Annotated in this window: 19 protein-coding genes; all 19 read left to right on the top strand. The window is 31.3% G+C overall.

The genetic code is table 11. The features are described 5' to 3' along the window. Window positions 1-111: 111 nt before the first annotated feature. The 19 genes from KSU54_RS04715 to KSU54_RS04805 all read left to right on the top strand — a co-directional run bounded on the left by KSU54_RS04715 (window position 112) and on the right by KSU54_RS04805 (window position 18,989). Complete coding sequence (locus KSU54_RS04715; RefSeq protein ID WP_008791306.1) at window positions 112-939, top strand: helix-turn-helix transcriptional regulator; 828 nt, start codon at window positions 112-114, stop codon at window positions 937-939. 240 nt (window positions 940-1,179) lie between these two features. Further along, the gene (locus tag KSU54_RS04720) at window positions 1,180-1,614 is read left to right on the top strand and encodes a prepilin-type N-terminal cleavage/methylation domain-containing protein (protein WP_040434194.1); all 435 of its coding nucleotides are present in this window, start codon (window positions 1,180-1,182) and stop codon (window positions 1,612-1,614) included. A gap of 226 nt (window positions 1,615-1,840) precedes the next feature. Further along, window positions 1,841-2,605, top strand: a complete 765-nt coding sequence (locus KSU54_RS04725; protein WP_009299990.1) for a prepilin peptidase — start codon at window positions 1,841-1,843, stop codon at window positions 2,603-2,605. Between the two features lie 13 nt (window positions 2,606-2,618). Continuing rightward, window positions 2,619-3,812: a type II secretion system F family protein gene (locus tag KSU54_RS04730; RefSeq protein WP_003536118.1), complete on the top strand. Its 1,194-nt coding sequence runs from the start codon at window positions 2,619-2,621 to the stop codon at window positions 3,810-3,812. Between the two features lie 10 nt (window positions 3,813-3,822). Further along, the gene (pilM, locus tag KSU54_RS04735; RefSeq protein ID WP_008791309.1) at window positions 3,823-4,719 is read left to right on the top strand and encodes a type IV pilus biogenesis protein PilM; all 897 of its coding nucleotides are present in this window, start codon (window positions 3,823-3,825) and stop codon (window positions 4,717-4,719) included. Window positions 4,720-4,727: 8 nt separating this feature from the next. After that, on the top strand, window positions 4,728-5,372 hold the full coding sequence (locus tag KSU54_RS04740) for a hypothetical protein (RefSeq protein ID WP_117792422.1): 645 nt from the start codon (window positions 4,728-4,730) through the stop codon (window positions 5,370-5,372). Continuing rightward, window positions 5,365-5,997: a type II secretion system protein M gene (locus KSU54_RS04745; RefSeq protein WP_003536121.1), complete on the top strand. Its 633-nt coding sequence runs from the start codon at window positions 5,365-5,367 to the stop codon at window positions 5,995-5,997. Before KSU54_RS04740 ends, KSU54_RS04745 begins: the two co-directional genes overlap by 8 nt. A 17-nt stretch (window positions 5,998-6,014) precedes the next feature. After that, window positions 6,015-6,479 carry a hypothetical protein gene (locus KSU54_RS04750; protein ID WP_003536122.1) on the top strand — a complete coding sequence of 155 codons (465 nt, stop codon included), beginning with the start codon at window positions 6,015-6,017 and terminating at the stop codon, window positions 6,477-6,479. Beyond that, the gene (locus KSU54_RS04755) at window positions 6,476-7,408 is read left to right on the top strand and encodes a type II secretion system protein (protein ID WP_003536123.1); all 933 of its coding nucleotides are present in this window, start codon (window positions 6,476-6,478) and stop codon (window positions 7,406-7,408) included. The genes KSU54_RS04750 and KSU54_RS04755 overlap by 4 nt, the downstream gene beginning before the upstream one ends. A gap of 37 nt (window positions 7,409-7,445) precedes the next feature. Further along, window positions 7,446-8,870: a type II secretion system protein gene (locus tag KSU54_RS04760; protein ID WP_003536124.1), complete on the top strand. Its 1,425-nt coding sequence runs from the start codon at window positions 7,446-7,448 to the stop codon at window positions 8,868-8,870. Window positions 8,871-8,887: 17 nt separating this feature from the next. Beyond that, on the top strand, window positions 8,888-10,558 hold the full coding sequence (locus KSU54_RS04765) for a GspE/PulE family protein (protein ID WP_003536125.1): 1,671 nt from the start codon (window positions 8,888-8,890) through the stop codon (window positions 10,556-10,558). Window positions 10,559-10,567: 9 nt separating this feature from the next. Beyond that, window positions 10,568-11,611 (top strand): type IV pilus twitching motility protein PilT, encoded by a 1,044-nt coding sequence (locus tag KSU54_RS04770; RefSeq protein WP_008791315.1) that lies wholly within the window; start codon window positions 10,568-10,570, stop codon window positions 11,609-11,611. Window positions 11,612-11,631: 20 nt separating this feature from the next. After that, on the top strand, window positions 11,632-12,489 hold the full coding sequence (locus KSU54_RS04775; protein ID WP_003536127.1) for a type II secretion system protein: 858 nt from the start codon (window positions 11,632-11,634) through the stop codon (window positions 12,487-12,489). A 139-nt stretch (window positions 12,490-12,628) separates the two neighbouring features. Beyond that, on the top strand, window positions 12,629-13,819 hold the full coding sequence (locus tag KSU54_RS04780) for an ATP-grasp domain-containing protein (protein WP_003536128.1): 1,191 nt from the start codon (window positions 12,629-12,631) through the stop codon (window positions 13,817-13,819). After that, window positions 13,819-14,556, top strand: coding sequence for an esterase family protein (locus tag KSU54_RS04785; RefSeq protein ID WP_003536129.1), 738 nt, complete (start codon window positions 13,819-13,821; stop codon window positions 14,554-14,556). Before KSU54_RS04780 ends, KSU54_RS04785 begins: the two co-directional genes overlap by 1 nt. A gap of 12 nt (window positions 14,557-14,568) precedes the next feature. Continuing rightward, on the top strand, window positions 14,569-15,774 hold the full coding sequence (locus KSU54_RS04790; RefSeq protein ID WP_003536130.1) for an ATP-grasp domain-containing protein: 1,206 nt from the start codon (window positions 14,569-14,571) through the stop codon (window positions 15,772-15,774). A gap of 405 nt (window positions 15,775-16,179) precedes the next feature. After that, on the top strand, window positions 16,180-17,565 hold the full coding sequence (locus tag KSU54_RS04795; RefSeq protein WP_003536131.1) for a glycoside hydrolase family 1 protein: 1,386 nt from the start codon (window positions 16,180-16,182) through the stop codon (window positions 17,563-17,565). 73 nt (window positions 17,566-17,638) lie between these two features. Next, window positions 17,639-18,301 carry an HAD family hydrolase gene (locus tag KSU54_RS04800; protein WP_022008080.1) on the top strand — a complete coding sequence of 221 codons (663 nt, stop codon included), beginning with the start codon at window positions 17,639-17,641 and terminating at the stop codon, window positions 18,299-18,301. Between the two features lie 4 nt (window positions 18,302-18,305). After that, entirely contained in the window at window positions 18,306-18,989 is a 684-nt protein-coding gene (locus tag KSU54_RS04805) for an HAD family hydrolase (RefSeq protein WP_003536133.1), read from the top strand. Window positions 18,990-19,214 lie beyond the last annotated feature (225 nt).

Consider the following 19,214-nt stretch of genomic DNA (forward strand, 5'->3'; position numbering starts at 1 on the left):
ATAATATAATGGTCATATTGCAACCATTGGTTGCGAAATTGAAAACTAGAATATCTAGAGCAACCAAGCATTATTTTGCATAATGTAGGTGATTTAGGGAGGAATAAATTTATGAATATAGAAATTGCAAATCGATTAGTAAGATTGCGAAAGGAAAAAAATCTTTCACAAGAGGCTTTAGCAAATGAATTAGGAATCAGTCGCCAAGCAGTTAGTAAGTGGGAAAGAGCAGAAGCATCTCCAGATACAGATAATTTAATCTTACTTGCCAAGTTATATGGAATGTCATTGGATGATTTACTAAAAACAGATCAAAAAGAATTTGAAAGTGGTAATAATCAACAAGCATCAAAAGAAAAAACAGAAGAAGATAAGAAACAAAAGAAAAAAGAAAGTGTTCATATTAGTTTAAAACATGGGATTCATGTGACTGGTGAAGATGGTGAAGAGGTTCATGTTGGCTGGAATGGAATTCATGTTGAGGATCCAAAAGAAGATTCAAGAATTCATATCGATGGTTCTGGTGTGTTTGTGGATGATAAAAAATATGATCAAGAAGAATGGCGTAAAATTCGTAAAGAAAAAGGCTGGGATTACTACTATGAAGATTATACAAAGTTTCCTTTTGCATTACTTGCAATTATTGCTTATATCGGGATAGCCTTATACACGGAGTTATGGCATCCATTATGGATATTTTTATTAATTGTTCCAATTATTGAAGGGGCAATTTCTGCAGTTAAACACCGCAACCTTAACAGATTCCCGTATCCTGTATTAGTGATTTTATATTTTTTGTATGAGGGATTCTATGAAAATATTTGGTCACCAACCTGGTTAATTTTTTTAACGATACCTGTTTATTATTCACTTGTTAATTATTTTAGACAACGAAAGCAACATAAAAATAATAATTGTACAGACAATCAAGAAGATTAATAATGATATTTATCACGGGTTCATCACAAATTATCGAAAAACATTAAAATAGTTGAATTATGTGTGATTAGTCTAAGATATTAATTGTTATTTTTTACCTTCGGGTATATAATGAGACTGTAGTAAAAAGTTATGTTAAGAAAGAAAAGAATCGGTATTGCATGGGACCAGGAGGTAATACCGGTTTTACTTTGTTAAGAACTTTTTAGACATTCATTGATGATAAACGGAGGAGAAAAAATGAAAGAATTATTATTAAAAAGATTGAAAAAAGCTAAAAATAAGAAAGGTTTTACGCTTATTGAAATCATCGTAGTATTAGTAATTTTGGGGATTTTAGCTGCGATTGCTGTTCCAGCGGTAATGGGATATATTGATGATGCTAAAGAATCAAAATATGTTGCAGAAGCACATTCAATTTATATTGTTATACAAACAGAAGAAGCACGAGCTAAAGCAACTGCTGCTGATGATATAACTTATGAAAGTATAGAGAAAGAAGCAATTAAGAAAACAAGTTTAGAAGATGTAACAATTGCGCCGACACCTACTAATGTAACACCAAAAGAAGAAAAAGCTACGTCTTACAAAGTTACATGGACTAGTGATGATGATAAGAAAATAGAAGCAACAGTTAAGAAAAATAAAGATGTTAAAATTGATGAAGTAAATTAAACATTAGAATAAATTATAGAATAAAAAACTGGTTGTCGTTAAAGATGGCCGGTTTTTCTTTCATTAACTTATTTAAAGGGATATTTATTATAAATTTAAGAAAGTATTATAGATGTATCAGAAAAAAGTTAAATTACTGGTATAGAAGTGTGTTCAAGATGATGTTATGTTAGGTTGGAAGATTAATTTATGATATAATTTTAGTAGTTTGATAAGGGGTGAAAATGTGGATTTTTTGATAATAGCTTATATCTATATGTTTATTTTGGGAAGCTGTATTGCCAGTTTTATCAATGTATTAATTTATCGAATTCCTCGAGATTTGGATTTTGTTAATGGACGAAGTTTTTGCCCTAGTTGTCACAATACATTAAAACCATATGATATGATACCTGTTTTTAGTTGGCTGTTTCTAAAAGGTAAATGTCGCTTTTGCAAAGAGCCAATTAGCCCACGGTATCCATTAATTGAATTATGTGGTGGTTTGTTAGCAATGTTATGCTTTTATCGTTATGGTTTTACTTGGATGACATTAGTTAGTTTTGTTTTAGCAATGATTTTATTGACGATTACAATGATTGATTTTGATACTATGACTATCCCTAATGGATTAGTTATTGCTTTGGTTGCTCCAGTTATTGTCTGTGCAGTTTTAGAGCCTCAAATTAGTATTAGTAGTCGTGTTATTGGAATGGCATCAGTTAGTGGGTTTATGTTATTAATGACATTAGCCATACCAGACTGTTTTGGCGGTGGTGATATGAAACTGATGTTTGTTTGTGGATTTATGCTTGGCTGGATAAATACTTTATTAGCTGGTTTTATTGGACTATTAGCTGGGGGGATTTATGCTAGTTATTTGATGGTAACAAAAAAGTCAAAAGAGCAGTCACACATGGCTTTTGGACCATATTTGTGTTTAGGGATATTTATAGCACTATTATATGGAAATGAAATAATTAGGGTGTATCTATCATTTTTTAATTTATAAGTGAGGAAGAGAAATGGCAATTTATAAATATGTAGCACGTGATATAAACGCAAAGAAAATAACAGGAAAAACGGAGGCTAGGGATGAGCATGAACTTAGTCAGCTTTTACGTGTTAAAGATATGTATTTGATTTCTCATAAAGATATAACTAAAGAAGAAACTAAAAATTATAAGATGAAATTGAAGGAATTAGCTAATTTTTGTCGTGAGATTGGAACAATGATGAATTCTGGATTACCGCTGATTCGAACGGTTTCAATTTTAGCAAGCCGTGAAGATAATAAGAAACTAAAAGCGATTTATAATGATATATATGTAAAATTGCAGCAGGGACAAACATTATCAGATGCATTAAAAGAACAGGGGAAAGCCTTTCCTGATATATTAATTCAAATGGTAAGATCTGGTGAAGCGAGCGGGAACATGCAAGATACAATGATGGTCTTAAATAATCAATTTACAAATGATAATAAGATTAAAAATAAAGTTAAATCAGCAATGACTTATCCAGTCATATTAGGAATAGTTACAATTGTTGTTTTATTGATTGTTTATACAGCTGTGTTACCATCGTTCTTTAGTATGTTTGAGGGAATGGAATTACCATTAATAACAGAAATCAATATTATAATTAGTAAATTTATTATGAGTTACTGGTACGCACTGTTGATTGGCATCCTAGTATTAATATTAATAATTGTGTCATTGTTGCAATTACCAAAAGTTAAATATCAGTTTGATCGCTTTAAATTAAAAATGCCGATAATTGGGAAACTAATGAAAATAATTTATACCTCAAGATTTGCAAGAACTTTATGCTCTTTATATTCTAGTGGGATTTCAATTGTTAATGCAATGGTGATCGTAAAATCTACGATTGGTAATAAATATATTGAAACGCAGTTTGATAACTCTATTAAAGCGGTTAGAAATGGTGAGGCATTGTCAGTTGCAATTGGAATGATTGATGGATTTGATATTAAATTAACTTCAAGTGTATATATTGGTGAAGAAAGTGGAAACCTTGAAGACTTACTGAGTTCACTAGCTGATGATTTTGATTATGAAGCTATGTTAGCGTCAGAAAAAATGGTTGCTATTTTGGAACCAGCTATGATTATTGTTTTAGCAGTAGTAATTTGTGTAATTATTATTTCTGTGTTAGTACCAATTTATTCAATGTATCAAAATGTTGGAAGTATGTAGGGGGGACTTTATGAAAAATATAATATATTTATCGAATACGAGTGCACAATTGGTCAGTGGTGTATGTAATGGCAGTAATCAAATTGATATTAGTGATTTTCAAGATTATCAATTACCTGAGGGGACTATGCTTGATGGTGCAATCATGGATGAAGATGCTTTAAAAGATGTATTGCGCATAATTAATAAAAAAGGAATTGGTGATTGTAAGCTGGTTATTGATAGTGGACAAATCGTGCATAAGAATTTAATTGTTCCTAAGATCAAGGATAAAGAAATACATGCAATCGTTAAAGAAGAAATTGATAGCTTAGAAAATGGTGAACATGATTTGATCTATGATTATACAATTTTAAAAGATAAATTAGTAGATAAACCAGGGATTGAGATTCTTTGTTGTGCAATGAAAAAGCAGATGATAGAAGATTATTTAAATATTTTTGATGATGTGGGGATTGAAATAACTGCAATTGATATTTCTCTTAATGCAATCGATAAGTTAATAGAAGATATTATCAGACTTTCTCAAAGAAACTTTGTTATTGCGGTGATTAATGGTAATGATATAGCTTTATATTTATTTGAGGAAGGTAAGTATGTTTTCTCGAACCGTTCAAGATTGTTTTCTGAGCGAGGAAGCAGTTCCTTTACTATGGAAGTAAGCAATATTTTAATTAAGTTTAAGCAGTTTATTAAAACGGCTGATTATAATCAAAATATTGAAAGAGTATATTTTTGTGGATTGGATGATTATGAAGAAAAAATGCTATTTGAAGTAGTAAGTGATAGTGTCGATATAAGGGCAATGCGCTTAGCTAATAGTAATACGATTTATTACAGTGGTAACTCTAAGGAATTCTTACTCCATAAGTATGTTTATGCTATTGGAAGTTTATGTGAAAGGTAGGGATAATAATGTTCAAGCGAAATAAAAGCAAAGATATTGATCTACTGGAACAATATTATCTAGCTACCAAGAAAAAAAATATTTTCCAAGAATACCTTAAATATCTTATCTTGCCTTTGGTTTTAGTATTCATTATAGGTGGTGCTTTTGGCTATTTAAAAGTTAAACAAGGTAATTATAAAAATGATATTGCTGAAATTAAACAAAAAATAAGTGATTTAGAAAAAAGTTATAAAGATAGTGATTATGAAGAAAAATATGCTTCATTGCAAGAAATTCAAAAAACAATTGATAATCTAAAAAAAGTTAATGCTAATATTGCTTCTTATCCTAACTTAAGTGAAGATATTTATAATGCTTGTTATAAAGCGGCTTTACAAGGCAAAATTACTTCAAGTAATTATGAACAAACAACCGAGGAACTAACCTTGGTTATTGAAACAAGTCAAGTTCCATACACAAAACAAATTGTTAAAAACCTGATGGATCTAAATATTTTTACAAAAGTAAGATATAGTGGTTATAAAGAAGTGGAAAAAGAAGATGAATCTAGTAATTCTGGTTCTATCTATATGCCTAGTACAACCCCAGAAAAGGTAGTTGTTTATCAAATGACAGTTATCTGTAGTTTAGGAGGAGGGATCAATGAATAAATTAAGTAGACGTGAACAAATCTTGATTTATATCTTAGTATTACTAATGGTAGTTGTTGTGGGCTGGTATTTTATGATTTCTCCTGCTATGGCAAAAAATACAACATTAAAACAACAGCGGGATAATCTTGAATTTGAGTTGGAAAGTAAAAAGGCGGTATATGAAACTAATATAGATGTTAATGCTGCAATTAAAAAAGCGAAAGATGAGTTAGTCGATTATCATAATAAATTTATGTCGATTATGAATGATTATGAAATAGATGTTTATTTTTCAGAATTGGCAGCTGAGTATAACCTAACACCAGTTGATTTAACAATCAATGAGGCTAGTGAAACAGAAATTAAATCTTTTAGCGTGGCCTTACAAGAAGCAAAAGCTGAAAGTAACAGTAAAAGCGAAACAACTTCAAATAAGAGCGAAGAAAAAGAAGAAAACCCTAAAACGTTAGTTGCAAATGTGCAGCAAAAGGTTGCAGGAAGCCCTACAAACATTGCTCGTTATATAGGTAAGATATCTGAAAATACAGGAGTTGCATTAACTCAATTACAGTACACTTATAATAGGGATAGTACTAAAGAATATACAATTTTAACATATAATTTATATATGATTGAAAAATGATATGAAGGAGGCTAAATATGATTAAGAATAATAAAGGCTCAGGGCTTACATGGGCGGTAATGATCGTAATGATATTATTATTGATTATAGGGGCCTCTTTAACATTTGCTTATTCAAGTTATAATCGTTCGATCGATAATCGAAATCAATTACAATGTGATCTATATGCAAAGAGTGCTTTAGATTCACTTATAAAAGCAATTGGTGATAACGAAACGGATTTAATTCCTAAAAGTAGTGCTTTTGAAGATAACATTTATCCTGAAATCAGCTTACCAAATGCTAAAGGAGAAGTATCCCAAGCGGTTATCCATATTGTAGATAAAGAGCAAGAAAAGGATAATGATAAAAAGATAATCCCGTTAATATATATTGAGATTACTTATGAATATAATGATCGTACCAGTAATGTTCAAGCAGTAATGCAAAAAATAGGCGGTATATGGAAAGTTATTAATTATGACGGAGGTGAAGCCGCATGATAAATAATAAAGGAATGACGTTAGTAGAAGAAATAGTAGCTTTGGCAATAATTTCAATTGCCTCATTAATAATGCTGGTTGGTTTTTCTACTGCTGCAAATGTTTTTGCTGATAGTACTCGGTATAAAGATATAACTAATAAACAGTATGCTGCCTTATTAGGAAATGAGAATACTGATAAAGATATTAATGTTTCTAATGAAGACGCTAAGGTTATTATTAAAGTTGCTGATAAAGTTATTACTGTTAAGACAAATCAGAGTAATGCTACAAGTAAAAAAGATAGTCAAACTATGTTATCAAAATTGAATTTTAATAACATAAATCTTTCAAATACGCCACAAACAGTAGCTAATTGTAATGATTTTTTAGATAGTGTACTTTCGTTTACAACTATTAAACAATTTGATGAATGGATAGCAGAGCAAGGAATTGATGTGGCATCGTATAATGGCTGGTATAAAAACAACGACTGTTATCGCTATTATTACTATAATAGATATGGGGCTGCGCACTTAACATTAGAACAGGATATTATTAATGAATGTAATCGGATTTTTGATGAGGTTCATCAAACCGCAACTAATCAAAATGAGAAAAAGGCCCGTATCGGTGATAAAACACTATATATTAAACCATATTTTTGTGGCGGTATCTGGCAAGTTGGAATTGATAGCGAGGATGGCTATTTTTTAATGGCATCAGAGTTACCAGGAATTAGTGGTGGAACACAATGGCGAACTAATTTGATTTATGCTCGTGGCAGCTGGTATTATAAAGTATTTGCATTTGGTACAAGTGATCAAAACAGCTATGTGGATGTGGCAGGGTTCAGTAATGCTAAGGCAACTGTAGATAGTTTATTTGATGGTAGTATTAGCGAAAAAATAAATTTATCTGATCAAAGTCAGTGGGTAAAAATAAAGTAATCATAGTTTAGAAATAAAGAGGGAAGGGGAGATTAAGATGAAACAATTTAAGAATAATAATGGTATGACATTAATTGAAGTCACAGTTGTTTTATTGATCTCTACGGTCCTCTTGACGATCGTTGGCTCGATTCTTGTTACATCACTTAATTTTTTTCGAGATCAAAAATTAAGCGATCAAAATAAACAAAAATTAGATGGAATTGCTGAGTATGTTGATAATGAAATTAATTATGTTACAGATTTAGCAATCGATAACGAGGCACCGTATGAAAGAGAAGGATGGCACTATTTATCAATAATTGATGGTAAATTATATCGTGATGGAATAAAGGTGTTTGATGATAAATACTATGATAATTATACCGTGTCAATTAAGGTTAAGGGGTATGACGGGTATCGTCTAGATGTAAAGTATGATTTTAATAAAAAAAGTGAGCTAGTCTATGGTACTGCTAAAAGTTATTCTTTTGATAATTTGAAATTAAAAGTTGAGGCTGGAGGAGAAGATTATTTAGTTAGTGCATCAAATCAGGTCGAAGTAAATGATACGTATAGGATTTATTATATCAAGGGGATAAATATAATAGATACTAATGATAAGCCTGATGTAGAAGAACCTGATGAAAGTAATGATAATATTACAGTAGCTGATCAAGTACATTGTATAAATACTTATAATAATAGAGGTGTATTTGATGGAGTTCAAAGACATTATATGATTGGTGATTTTGTTTATTATAAAGGTTATTGGTGGCAATTAATCACTCAAGAAAATAATTATGGTTTCGGTGCAGAACCGGATAGAGAACAAAAATGGAAAAAAATTGATAAAAATTACGATAGATTTAGTGCATATACAGTTAATGATGTAATTTATTATCCGGAAAATGGACATTACTATAAGTGTTTAAAACAATTAGACAATAAAGGTGGCGATTCTGGATATGGACCTACTGGATGGAATGGGATTCATGAAAATTATTGGGAAGATTTAGGAACAACGAATCCTACTACAGATAGTGGACATGACTGCTTAGAGTTAAGCACAAAAAATAGAATAAAAACGGTAATGAACAAATTAGATAGTTTGACTAAAGAACAAATTAACAAAATACCAGCATATTTAAATACAGTTGTGTATCCTGTAGGCAGTTGGGTATATGAGGATGTTGATGGAAGAAAACAATATTATTTAAAAGTATTTGATGGTGATGGCAGTGCTCCAGGCCTTTCAGCATCATCTGGCTGGCAAATAATTTCAAGAGATTGGTATTTGGAAAGTGCGTATATTAAAGATGATGTAGTTTATGTTACAAATGGTGGTAGATCAATATTTATTACATTTAATAAAACTATTGATCTGACAATAGACCTAGTCAATGGTACAAATATTAATGGAAATAGAATTGATATTGATAATCCATATAGTTATTTTAATAAAAAGAATTCTATGTATTGATAGGAAGGACGAAATATATGAGGAATATACCAATTGGTGAAGTATTAAAGGAATATGGATATATAAATGATGAGCAATTAAATGTGGCATTAGAAGCGCAAAAGTCTAATCGAAGTAAACGCTTAGGTCAACATTTAATTGATCTGGGATTTGTAAGTGAATATCAAATGTTAGAAGCTTTGTCCGATAAGTTGGCAGAACCGTTAATTGAATTAAGCGAAATAAAGGTTGATATAGATGCAGTACAAAAGATACCGCGTGCAATGGCTGATAAATATAATATTATTGCGATTGATTTAACTGATCAACAATTAACTATTGTAACAAGTGATCCATTGAACTTCTATGGAATTGAAGATGTACGTCTTGTTACTGGAATGCATTTAAATGTTTGTTTAGCAACTAAAGCAGAGGTATCTAAAGCGATAGATCGTTATTATAATGATGTTGCAGCATTAGATATTGCAGATGATATTAAGTTAAATACTATTGTTGTTGAAGATACACTTGATCTCTTCAATGAATCTGAAGATGATACACCTGTTGTAAAACTAGTTAATACGTTATTATCTCGAGGATATGTCAATAATGCTAGTGATATTCACATTGAACCGTTTGAAGATAAAGTAATTATAAGAATGCGGGTCGATGGGATGTTGGTGGATTATTTGACACTACAAAAAAATATTCAAAATTCACTTATTGTAAGAATCAAAATTCTATCTAATCTTGATATTGCTGAAAAAAGATTACCCCAAGATGGTCATTTTGTAGGAAGAGTAGAGGGATTGGAATTAAATATGCGTGTATCTGTAATTCCTACCGTATTTGGCGAAAAAATCGTTATGCGGTACTTAAATTCAAATACTCCAATTACACGAAGTGATACTTACGGAATGACGCTTGATAATTATAATAAGATTGAAAGTATGATCAATATGCCACATGGAATCATATATGTAACAGGACCAACTGGGAGTGGGAAAACAACTACTCTCTATATGTTGTTAGAATCAATTTCTAAAAGGCAAATCAATATTTCAACGATTGAAGATCCAGTTGAAAAAAACTTACCGCGAATTAATCAAACACAGGTTAATAATATGGCGGGATTAACTTTTGAAGTCGGGTTAAGATCATTAATGCGTCAAGATCCAGATATTATTATGGTTGGAGAAACCCGAGATGCAGAAACTGCTGAAATTTCAGTTAGAGCTGCTATCACAGGACATTTAGTATTGTCAACATTGCATACGAATGATGCAGTCAGTGCAATCGTTCGTTTGGAAGATATGGGAGTTGAGCCGTACTTAGTCGCTAATTCACTAGTAGGGGTTGTAGCACAACGATTAGTACGTACAATTTGTCCGAAATGCAAAGAAGAAGTACCAGCGAAGGCTAGTGATAAGATTGCTGTTGGTGAAGATATTAAAAAAGTTTCAATTGGTAAAGGTTGTCCATATTGCAATAATACGGGTTATAAGGGACGAATTGCTGTTCATGAGATTATTTTAATTGATGGGACAGTAAGAAGGATGATTTCTAGAAAGGCTGAAATCGACGAGATCAAAGAGTATTTAAATTTAGAACAAGGATTAGAAACATTGCAAGATCAAGCGGTACAATTAGTTAAAGATGGAATTACGACAGTCGCAGAATTAAATAAAATTAAGGTATATAGTGATTAGGTGAAAATAATGATAAATGAAATTTTAAAAGCTTCTCGAAATAATAAATGTTCAGATATTCATATTAGTGCTAATACAGGAATAAAGGTTCGTCAGGATGGTTTATTGGCAGATTATCCAATTGAGTTTCCTCAAAATGAATTAATCAAAATGATTATGGAGTTAATTCCAAAACGATTGATTGATAATGTTGATCGTCATGAAGATGCAGATTTTGTCTATCATGTTGGGGAGGAACGTTATCGGGTCAATATTTATTATGAACAAACTAATATTTGTGCTGCAATTAGGGTTATTAATGATGAAATTTTAACATTAGAGCAATTAGAAATGCCCACCGTGTTAAATCAGATTGCAATGGAACCAAGAGGCTTAGTTTTAGTAACAGGACCGACAGGAAGTGGTAAATCAACTACTCTAGCAGCAATGATTGATTTAGTGAATAAACAGAGAAATTGTCATATTTTAACAATTGAAGATCCAATTGAATATGTTTATAAACAGAAACAAGCATTAATTCATCAACGTGAAATTGGTGAAGATGTAAAAGATTTTGATATGGCATTACGCTCTGCTATGCGTGAAGACCCGGATGTTATTTTAGTTGGTGAAATGCGTGATTACGAAACAATCAGTGCCGTTATTACATTAGCCGAAACTGGTCATTTAGTTTTCTCAACGTTGCACACGATTGGGGCAGCTAAGACAATTGATCGAATAATTGATATTTTTCCTCAGCATAAACAGGCTCAAGTTAGAACTCAATTATCAGGTGTTTTAAATGCGGTAATTACACAAACTTTATTACCTCATGCAAGCGGAATAGGACGAGTTGCTGCGGTAGAAATAATGCGTGCTAATGATGCAGTTAGAAATTTAATTCGTGATAATAAAGGCCACCAGATCAATTCTGTTATTCAAACGGGTAAAAAAGAAGGGATGATATCTTTAAATCATGCTCTTGCAAATCTAGTGCGTGAAGGAAAAATAACTTTAGATACAGCTAAAAAGTGTGCTAGTGATATTTCAGAGTTTAAACAGTATTTACAATAAATTATAAAGGGGGCTAGAGAATGAAAGGCAAGAGAGGTTTTTCATTAATTGAAATAGTTGTTGTTTTGATGATTTTTGCGATATTAGCGGCTCTAGCCTGGCCTGCTTTAACAAATTATTATCGTGATAGTAACGAGGAAATATATTTAGCTGAGGGTGATAAAGTATTGACTGCAGCACAAGTTGAAGCCAAAAAATTATGTAGTGAAGTCAATGGAGCGACAAAATTAGATGATATTGCCTTAAAAGATAGCGATGGTAAAATTTTAAAAAGAACGGCCTTGAAAGGGGAGCTGGTCAGTATCTATCCTAATGATACACGTGATGATGTCGGTTTCTTTTGTTATAAGGTAGAGGATGGTTCATGTTATGTTATATATGAAAATGGTAAATTGTATATATCTAAAGACGAAGTCTATTATATGGATAATATCGCTGATCGTGTCCGACGGGGTTTTTTAATATTGTTTGGTGATATGTGGGAAGAATATTTCAGCAAGAGTGGAAAAGTTGTAATGGATTCTAATGGACCGAATTTTGGTATTAAATATGAAGCCAAACTAAAAGAAATGGGAATTGATATTAGTTTATGTTCATTTAGAATTTATGTGAATGATCATGGTAAAAATGGTGATGGATCTGACGCAACATTTACTTTAACGGTTTCAAGCAAACGGATTACAAATGAAATGGCTGAAACTAAAGAAGAATTTCAAATAACTCGTTATATTTTTACTGGAGGTATTAAAGAGGGAAATTATTCAAAATATACCGGAACAGCCAAAGCTGTTTTAAAAAGTGAGAACGACACGAGTGGTATAAGACATACTTATGCAGTTATTGAAGCTAATGCGAATTCTTTAAAACCAGTTAAATAAATTAATCATCGATTATAATAATTGATGATTTTTTTGTTTATAAAGATTGATTTAATATATTTTAAACATGTTTTTAACTTGTATGTTATAATTATGTTAAGCAATGAAAAGTCATTGTATACAATAAAGGAGGGGTTTGATGAATTTTTTATTTATATCACCAATGTTTCCCAAGAATTATTGGAACTTTTGTGATCGAATGAAAAACCATGGTGTTAATGTTTTGGCAATTGGGGACATGCCAAACGAAAGTATTAGTGAAGAACTTAAAAATTCAGTTACTGAATACTGTTATGTTAATAACATGGAAAATTACGATAATGTATATCGTTGTGTAGCATATTTAGCAAGTAAATATGGAAAAATTGACTGGCTTGAGTCAAATAATGAATATTGGTTAGAACTCGACGCCAAATTAAGAACAGATTTTAATGTCAATACGGGGATGAAAGAAGATATTACCAAGATTTTTAAAACTAAGTCAGGAATGAAAGCTTATTATCAAAAAGCTGGGGTAAAAACAGCTCGCTATCATCTTGTCAATACTTTAGAAAATGGTAGGAAGTTTATAAGTGAAGTGGGTTATCCCGTTGTTGTTAAACCTGACAATGGTGTTGGAGCAGCTGCGACATATAAAATTAATAATGATCAAGAGTTAGAGGAGTTCTATAATATTGATCATATTACCCAATATATTATGGAAGAATTTGTTAATGGTTTGATTCTTTCATATGATGGAATTGCTAATAATGAGCATCAGGTATTATTTGAAACATCACATGTTTTTCCTAATTCAATTATGGATGTAGTTAATAATCATAGTAATATTCACTATTATTCTTTGCGAAAAATTCCTGAGGAATTACAAAAATTAGGGCGTAGTGTAGTAAAGGAGTTTCCAGTGAACGCTAGATTCTTTCACTGTGAGTTCTTTCAATTATTAGAAGATCGACCTGGCTTAGGAAATAAAGGTGATTTTATTGGTTTAGAAGTTAATATGCGACCACCTGGTGGTTATACGCCAGATATGATGAACTGGGCTAATGATATTGATGTTTATAATATCTATGCAGATATGGTCACATACAATCATAGTGAATATTATACTAATCGTTCCTATCATTGTATCTATTGTGGACGCCGTGATGGCAAGAAATATTATTATAACGATGATGCTTTGATGGCAATGTATGGTAATCATATTGTAATGAACGAAAGAATGCCGGATATTTTATCAGGAGCGATGGGAAATTATACATATACTGCTCGCTTTGAAACAATGGATGAAGTAAATGATTTTATTGATAAGGTATTAAAGGAGGTCTGTTAATGAAAGTTGAATATTTTAAAGAATATAGTAATTGTTTAAATAGAGAAATGGAATTTAAAATCTATGGGCATACCGGCATTCCGCTATTAGTTTTTCCTGCTCAAGATGGTCGGTTTTATGATTTTGAGAATTTTGGTATGGTAAGTGTGATTGCAGACAAGATCGAAGCGGGATCAATACAAGTATTTTGTTTAGATAGTATTGATGGGGAATGTTGGTCTGATGAAGGCGGAAATGGACCGCATCGTACTTATATGATGGAGCAGTGGTACTATTATGTTATGAATGAACTAATTCCAAGAATTTTTGATATTAATGGTACTGGTCAAAAAATATATACTACAGGATGTTCAATGGGAGCGACTCATGCAGCTAATTTTATGTTTAGGCGACCTGATATATTTCAAGGATGCATTTGTTTGAGTGGATATTATGATAGTGATTTATTTTTTGGTAATTATCATGATGAGAGACTTTATAATAATAGTCCTATTCAATATTTAGAAGGAATGTCATATGATCATCCATATGTAGAAATGTACCGCCATTGTGATATTATTCTATGCTGTGGTCAAGGTGCCTGGGAAGATGAAATGATCTATTCAACTCATCGTATGCAAGAATTATTGGAGAATAAGGATATTCCAGCTTGGATTGATTATTGGGGATATGATGTTAATCATGATTGGGACTGGTGGCAAATTCAATTGCCGTATTTTATAAATCATATTTTATAGGGGGAATTACATATGAATGTAGTATTTATTTCACCGCATTTTCCTTTATATTTTCATAACTTTTGTTCTCGATTAAAAAACCGTGGAGTAAATGTTTTAGGAATTGGAGATGCTCAATATAGTGAGATTAGCAATGAAACAAAAGAAAGTTTAAGTGAGTATTATCGTGTTAATAGTTTGGAAAATTATGATGAAGTATATAAAGCGGTAGCTTATTATATTAGTAAGTATGGTCGAATTGATTTTGTTGAAAGTCAAAATGAATATTGGTTGGAGACTGATGCACGAATTCGCAGTGATTTTAATATATGCAGTGGTACTAAATTTGAAGATTTGGCAGTGATGAAATACAAATCAAAGATGAAAGCCGTTTATGAAAGTGTTGGTTTGAATGTGGCACGATATTGTCTAATTGATACTTTTGAAAATGCTTTGAATTTTATTGATGCGGTCGGGTATCCAGTTGTGGTAAAGCCGGATAATGGGGTTGGAGCTACATCTACTTATAAACTGAATAATCAAGCAGAATTAGAATATTTTTTTGCTACTAAAGATGAGCGTGTTTATATTATGGAAGAATATGTCAACGGACATGTTGAAACTTTTGACGGAATTACCGACAGTAATAAAAATGTTTTAATCGCCAATAGCACGATTATGTTAAATTCAATTATGGATAATGTAAATGAGCATTGTGACACTGCTTTTTGTAATCGTTTTGTTGCTGGTAGTGATATAGAAGAAATTGGAACGAAAGTAGTTAAAGCTTTTGATACAAGAAGTCGTTTTTTCCATTTCGAATTTTTCAGACTTGATTCAGATAAAGAAGGTTTAGGGAAAAAAGGTGATTTAGTTGGTTTAGAAGTCAATATGCGAGCTCCGGGGGCTTATATGCCAGATATGATAAATTTCAGTTATGAAAGTGACGTTTATACAATTTGGGCTGATATGGTAATTTATGATAAATGTTTTATAGAACTAAAGCAGAAATATTTAGTTGCATATATTGGTCGTCGTAATGATATTGGTTATATGTTTGATCATGACCAGTTAATTAGTCAGTTCGGTGGAAATATTATGCTTGATGTTGATGTCCCTGAAGTTTTAAGTGCAGCGATGGGTAATCATGTTTACATGGTTAGAACAGAAAATCAAGAGCATTTAGACTATTTAATTAATGAATTTTTGAAGCGATGTGATGGTAGTAATTGGCGATAATTTAAATACATTTTTAAGGTGTTCAAGTTAAAAATATTACCATATTATCAATATTTGTTAAATTTGTGTTAAAATAAATTTCCTTTTTGAAATTTATATGCTATTATAAGGGCGGTTCAGTAATGAACCACTTTATCCCAAATGTGCATAAGCACAAAATGAAGGAAGAATTTATTCTTCCCTCCCCACAAAGTTAGGACATCCCAGTCCTAACTCCTTTTTATTGAAATAGTCTAGACAACTTTTTTTAAGACTGATATAATATCATGTATAGTGTCACGGCCCCTCTCCCATATAAACCGTGACACTTTTTTCATATTTTGAAAAGCCTTTTATAAATATGAAAAAGAATAATTTTTAAAATTGATAATGCTAAGATAGTAATATCAAGGAGGAATTTATACAATGAACTTTCCAAAGAATTTTTTATGGGGTGGTGCAATTGCTGCCAATCAAGCTGAAGGGGCTTATGATGAAGATGGGAAAGGGCTTAATGTTACTGACGTTAGTACAGGATTAATCAATGTACCTGACTATCGTGTTATTCCTGGTAAATATTATCCTAGTCATGAGGCCATTGATTTTTATCATCGGTATAAAGAAGATTTGCAATTGATGAGTGAGATGGGATTTAATTGTTTTAGAACAAGTATTTCATGGGGGCGTATTTTTCCTAATGGTGATGATGAAGAGCCAAATGAAGCAGGGTTAAATTACTATGAGGAAATGTTTAATTATATGCTGGAGCTGGGAATGGAACCAGTTATAACGATTTCACATTATGAAACACCAATACATTTAGTAGAACAATATGGTGGCTGGAAATCTAGAGAACTGATTTGTTTTTTTGAAAAATATTGTCGAACACTTTTTAATCGTTATAAAGATTTAGTAAAATATTGGATGACTTTTAATGAAATAAATAATGTTCATACGATTCCTTTTGCTGCTGGAGCAATCCGTCATGATAGTAATCTACAAGATAAATTTCAAGCGGCTCATAATATGTTTGTTGCAAGTAGTCGAGCAAATAAGCTGTGTCATGAAATTATTCCAGATGCAAAGATTGGTTGTATGCTGTCATTAAGTGGTGTTTATCCAGCTACTTGTAAACCTGAAGATGTAATGGGTGCTTATAATTTACGTCGTCGTTCATTATTTTTCAGTGATGTGATGATTAGAGGTAAATATCCAAGTTATATTAAACGAATTTTTGAGGAAAATAATATTCAGTTGGACACACGTCCTGAAGATTTTGAATTAATTAAAGATTACCCTTCACAATATTTAGGATTTAGTTATTATCGAACAACAACATATGAAGATGGAATGCCAATTTTAGGTAATACTGGCGGTGTCATTGGAAAAGCTAATCCATATTTAAAAGAAACACCATGGGGCTGGCAAATTGATCCTTTAGGATTACGTTATGTATGCAATGAGCTTTATGATCGCTATCAAGTACCTTTGTTTATTGTAGAAAATGGAATGGGAAATATTGATCAGATTGAAGTGGATGGCTCAATCAATGATGATTATCGAATTGCCTATATTCGAGATCATCTCGAAGCTTTAAAGGAAGCAATTAAAGATGGTGTTGATTTGATTGGATATACTTACTGGGGTCCTATTGATATTGTTTCAGCAGGTACTGGCGAAATGAAGAAACGTTATGGTTTTATCTATGTTGATAAAGATAATCAAGGTCATGGAACTTTAAAACGTTCTAAAAAGAAATCATTTGAATGGTTCAAAAAAGTTATTGCCTCTAATGGTGATGATTTAAGTTAATTGTATTATTAAAGAAAATATAGTAAGATAAGGGAGCGAAAAAACGCTCTTTTATTATATTGGGGGAAGAATGATGAATTTAAAATTAGTGATTTTTGATATGGATGGTTTAATGTATGATACTGAACAAATTGGAATGGATTGTTTAATCAATGCAGCTCAAAAATTTGGTTATGTTATTGATCAAGAATTTGGATTAAGTTCAATTGGCATGAATGCTAATGATTACCAAAAATTAGTTAAAGAAAAATTTGGTGCTGATTATCCTTATGATCTAATTAGTAAAGAATCACGTAAAACACGAATGGCTTATTTAAGAAAAAATGGAATGATAATCAAACCTGGTTTATGTGAATTAATAAATTATTTACAAAAAAAAGAAATTAAGCTTGCTTTAGCATCATCGTCAAGTAAAGAGACAATCGATGAGTATAATCATCTTGCTGGATTTGATAATGTCTTTGATTACATTATTGCTGGAAATATGGTTGAACATAGTAAGCCGGATCCGGAGATCTTTTTAAAAGTGCTTGAACACTTTGAGTTGAAAAAAAATGAAGCTTTGATTTTAGAAGATTCTCGTAATGGAATCATGGCCGCTCATAATGCAAATATTCCCGTGATCTGTGTACCTGACTTAGTTAAACATGGTCAAGATATTACTAAATTAACATATGCCACATTACCTTCATTGAATGAAGTTAAATTAGAAATTGAAAAGATAATCACTAAATAAAACAATGATATTGGAATTGGTGATTTTTGATATGGATGGTTTAATGTTTGATACAGAACCATTGGGAGCAGTCTGTTTTGCAAGTGCGGCTAAACAATTTGGATACATAATTGAAGAAGAATTTCGCTATAAGCTGATTGGAATCAATGCCAATGATCATTATGCTTTGATGAAATCAAAATTTGGTCAAGATTGTCCAGCAAAAGAGATTCATGAATTATCAAAAAAACTTAGAAGCGATTATTTATATAAGCATGGGATCGTAATTAAACCTGGCTTATTTGAATTAATCACATATTTAAAGAATAAAGGAATAAAAATAGCAGTTGCATCTTCTTCTGCCTATAGTAAGATTAATGAATATTTAGCTTTAGCTGGTTTAAAGAATATTTTTGATTTGATTGTTGGCGGTGATGATCTTGAACATGGTAAACCAGATCCGGAAATTTTTTTAAAAGTTTTAAAATATTTTAAAATAGCGGCTGATCATGCTCTTGTTTTAGAAGATTCAACAAATGGAATATTGGCAGCAAATGCCGCTAATATTCCAGTGGTTTGTATTCCAGATTATCTTCCTGATTGTAAAGAAGTATTAGCTCGTACATCTGCTGTATTACCATCATTAGTCGAGGTGAAAAATGAGATTATGAAAATTTTTGAGGAAAATCGGGTATGCAGTTTTTTGTAAATGAAATGAATTTGTGCGGTATTAAAAAATAAGGATAATAATTATATATTATAATGATATATCACTAATTATATTATGTTCATTTAGGTAAAGCAGATGTAAAAAAATAGAGGATATTTTAAGGAAATGTTACTTTTTGGGTAACGTTTTTTTAGTTTTTGTATCTAAAATAGATATTGTGTTAATTTAATTAAGTCTTTGTAAACCGTATTGTTGTTATATTTT

This window comes from Erysipelatoclostridium sp. MSK.23.31 (assembly GCF_019125875.1).
Classification (GTDB): Bacteria; Bacillota_I; Bacilli_A; order Erysipelotrichales; family Coprobacillaceae; genus Thomasclavelia; species Thomasclavelia ramosa.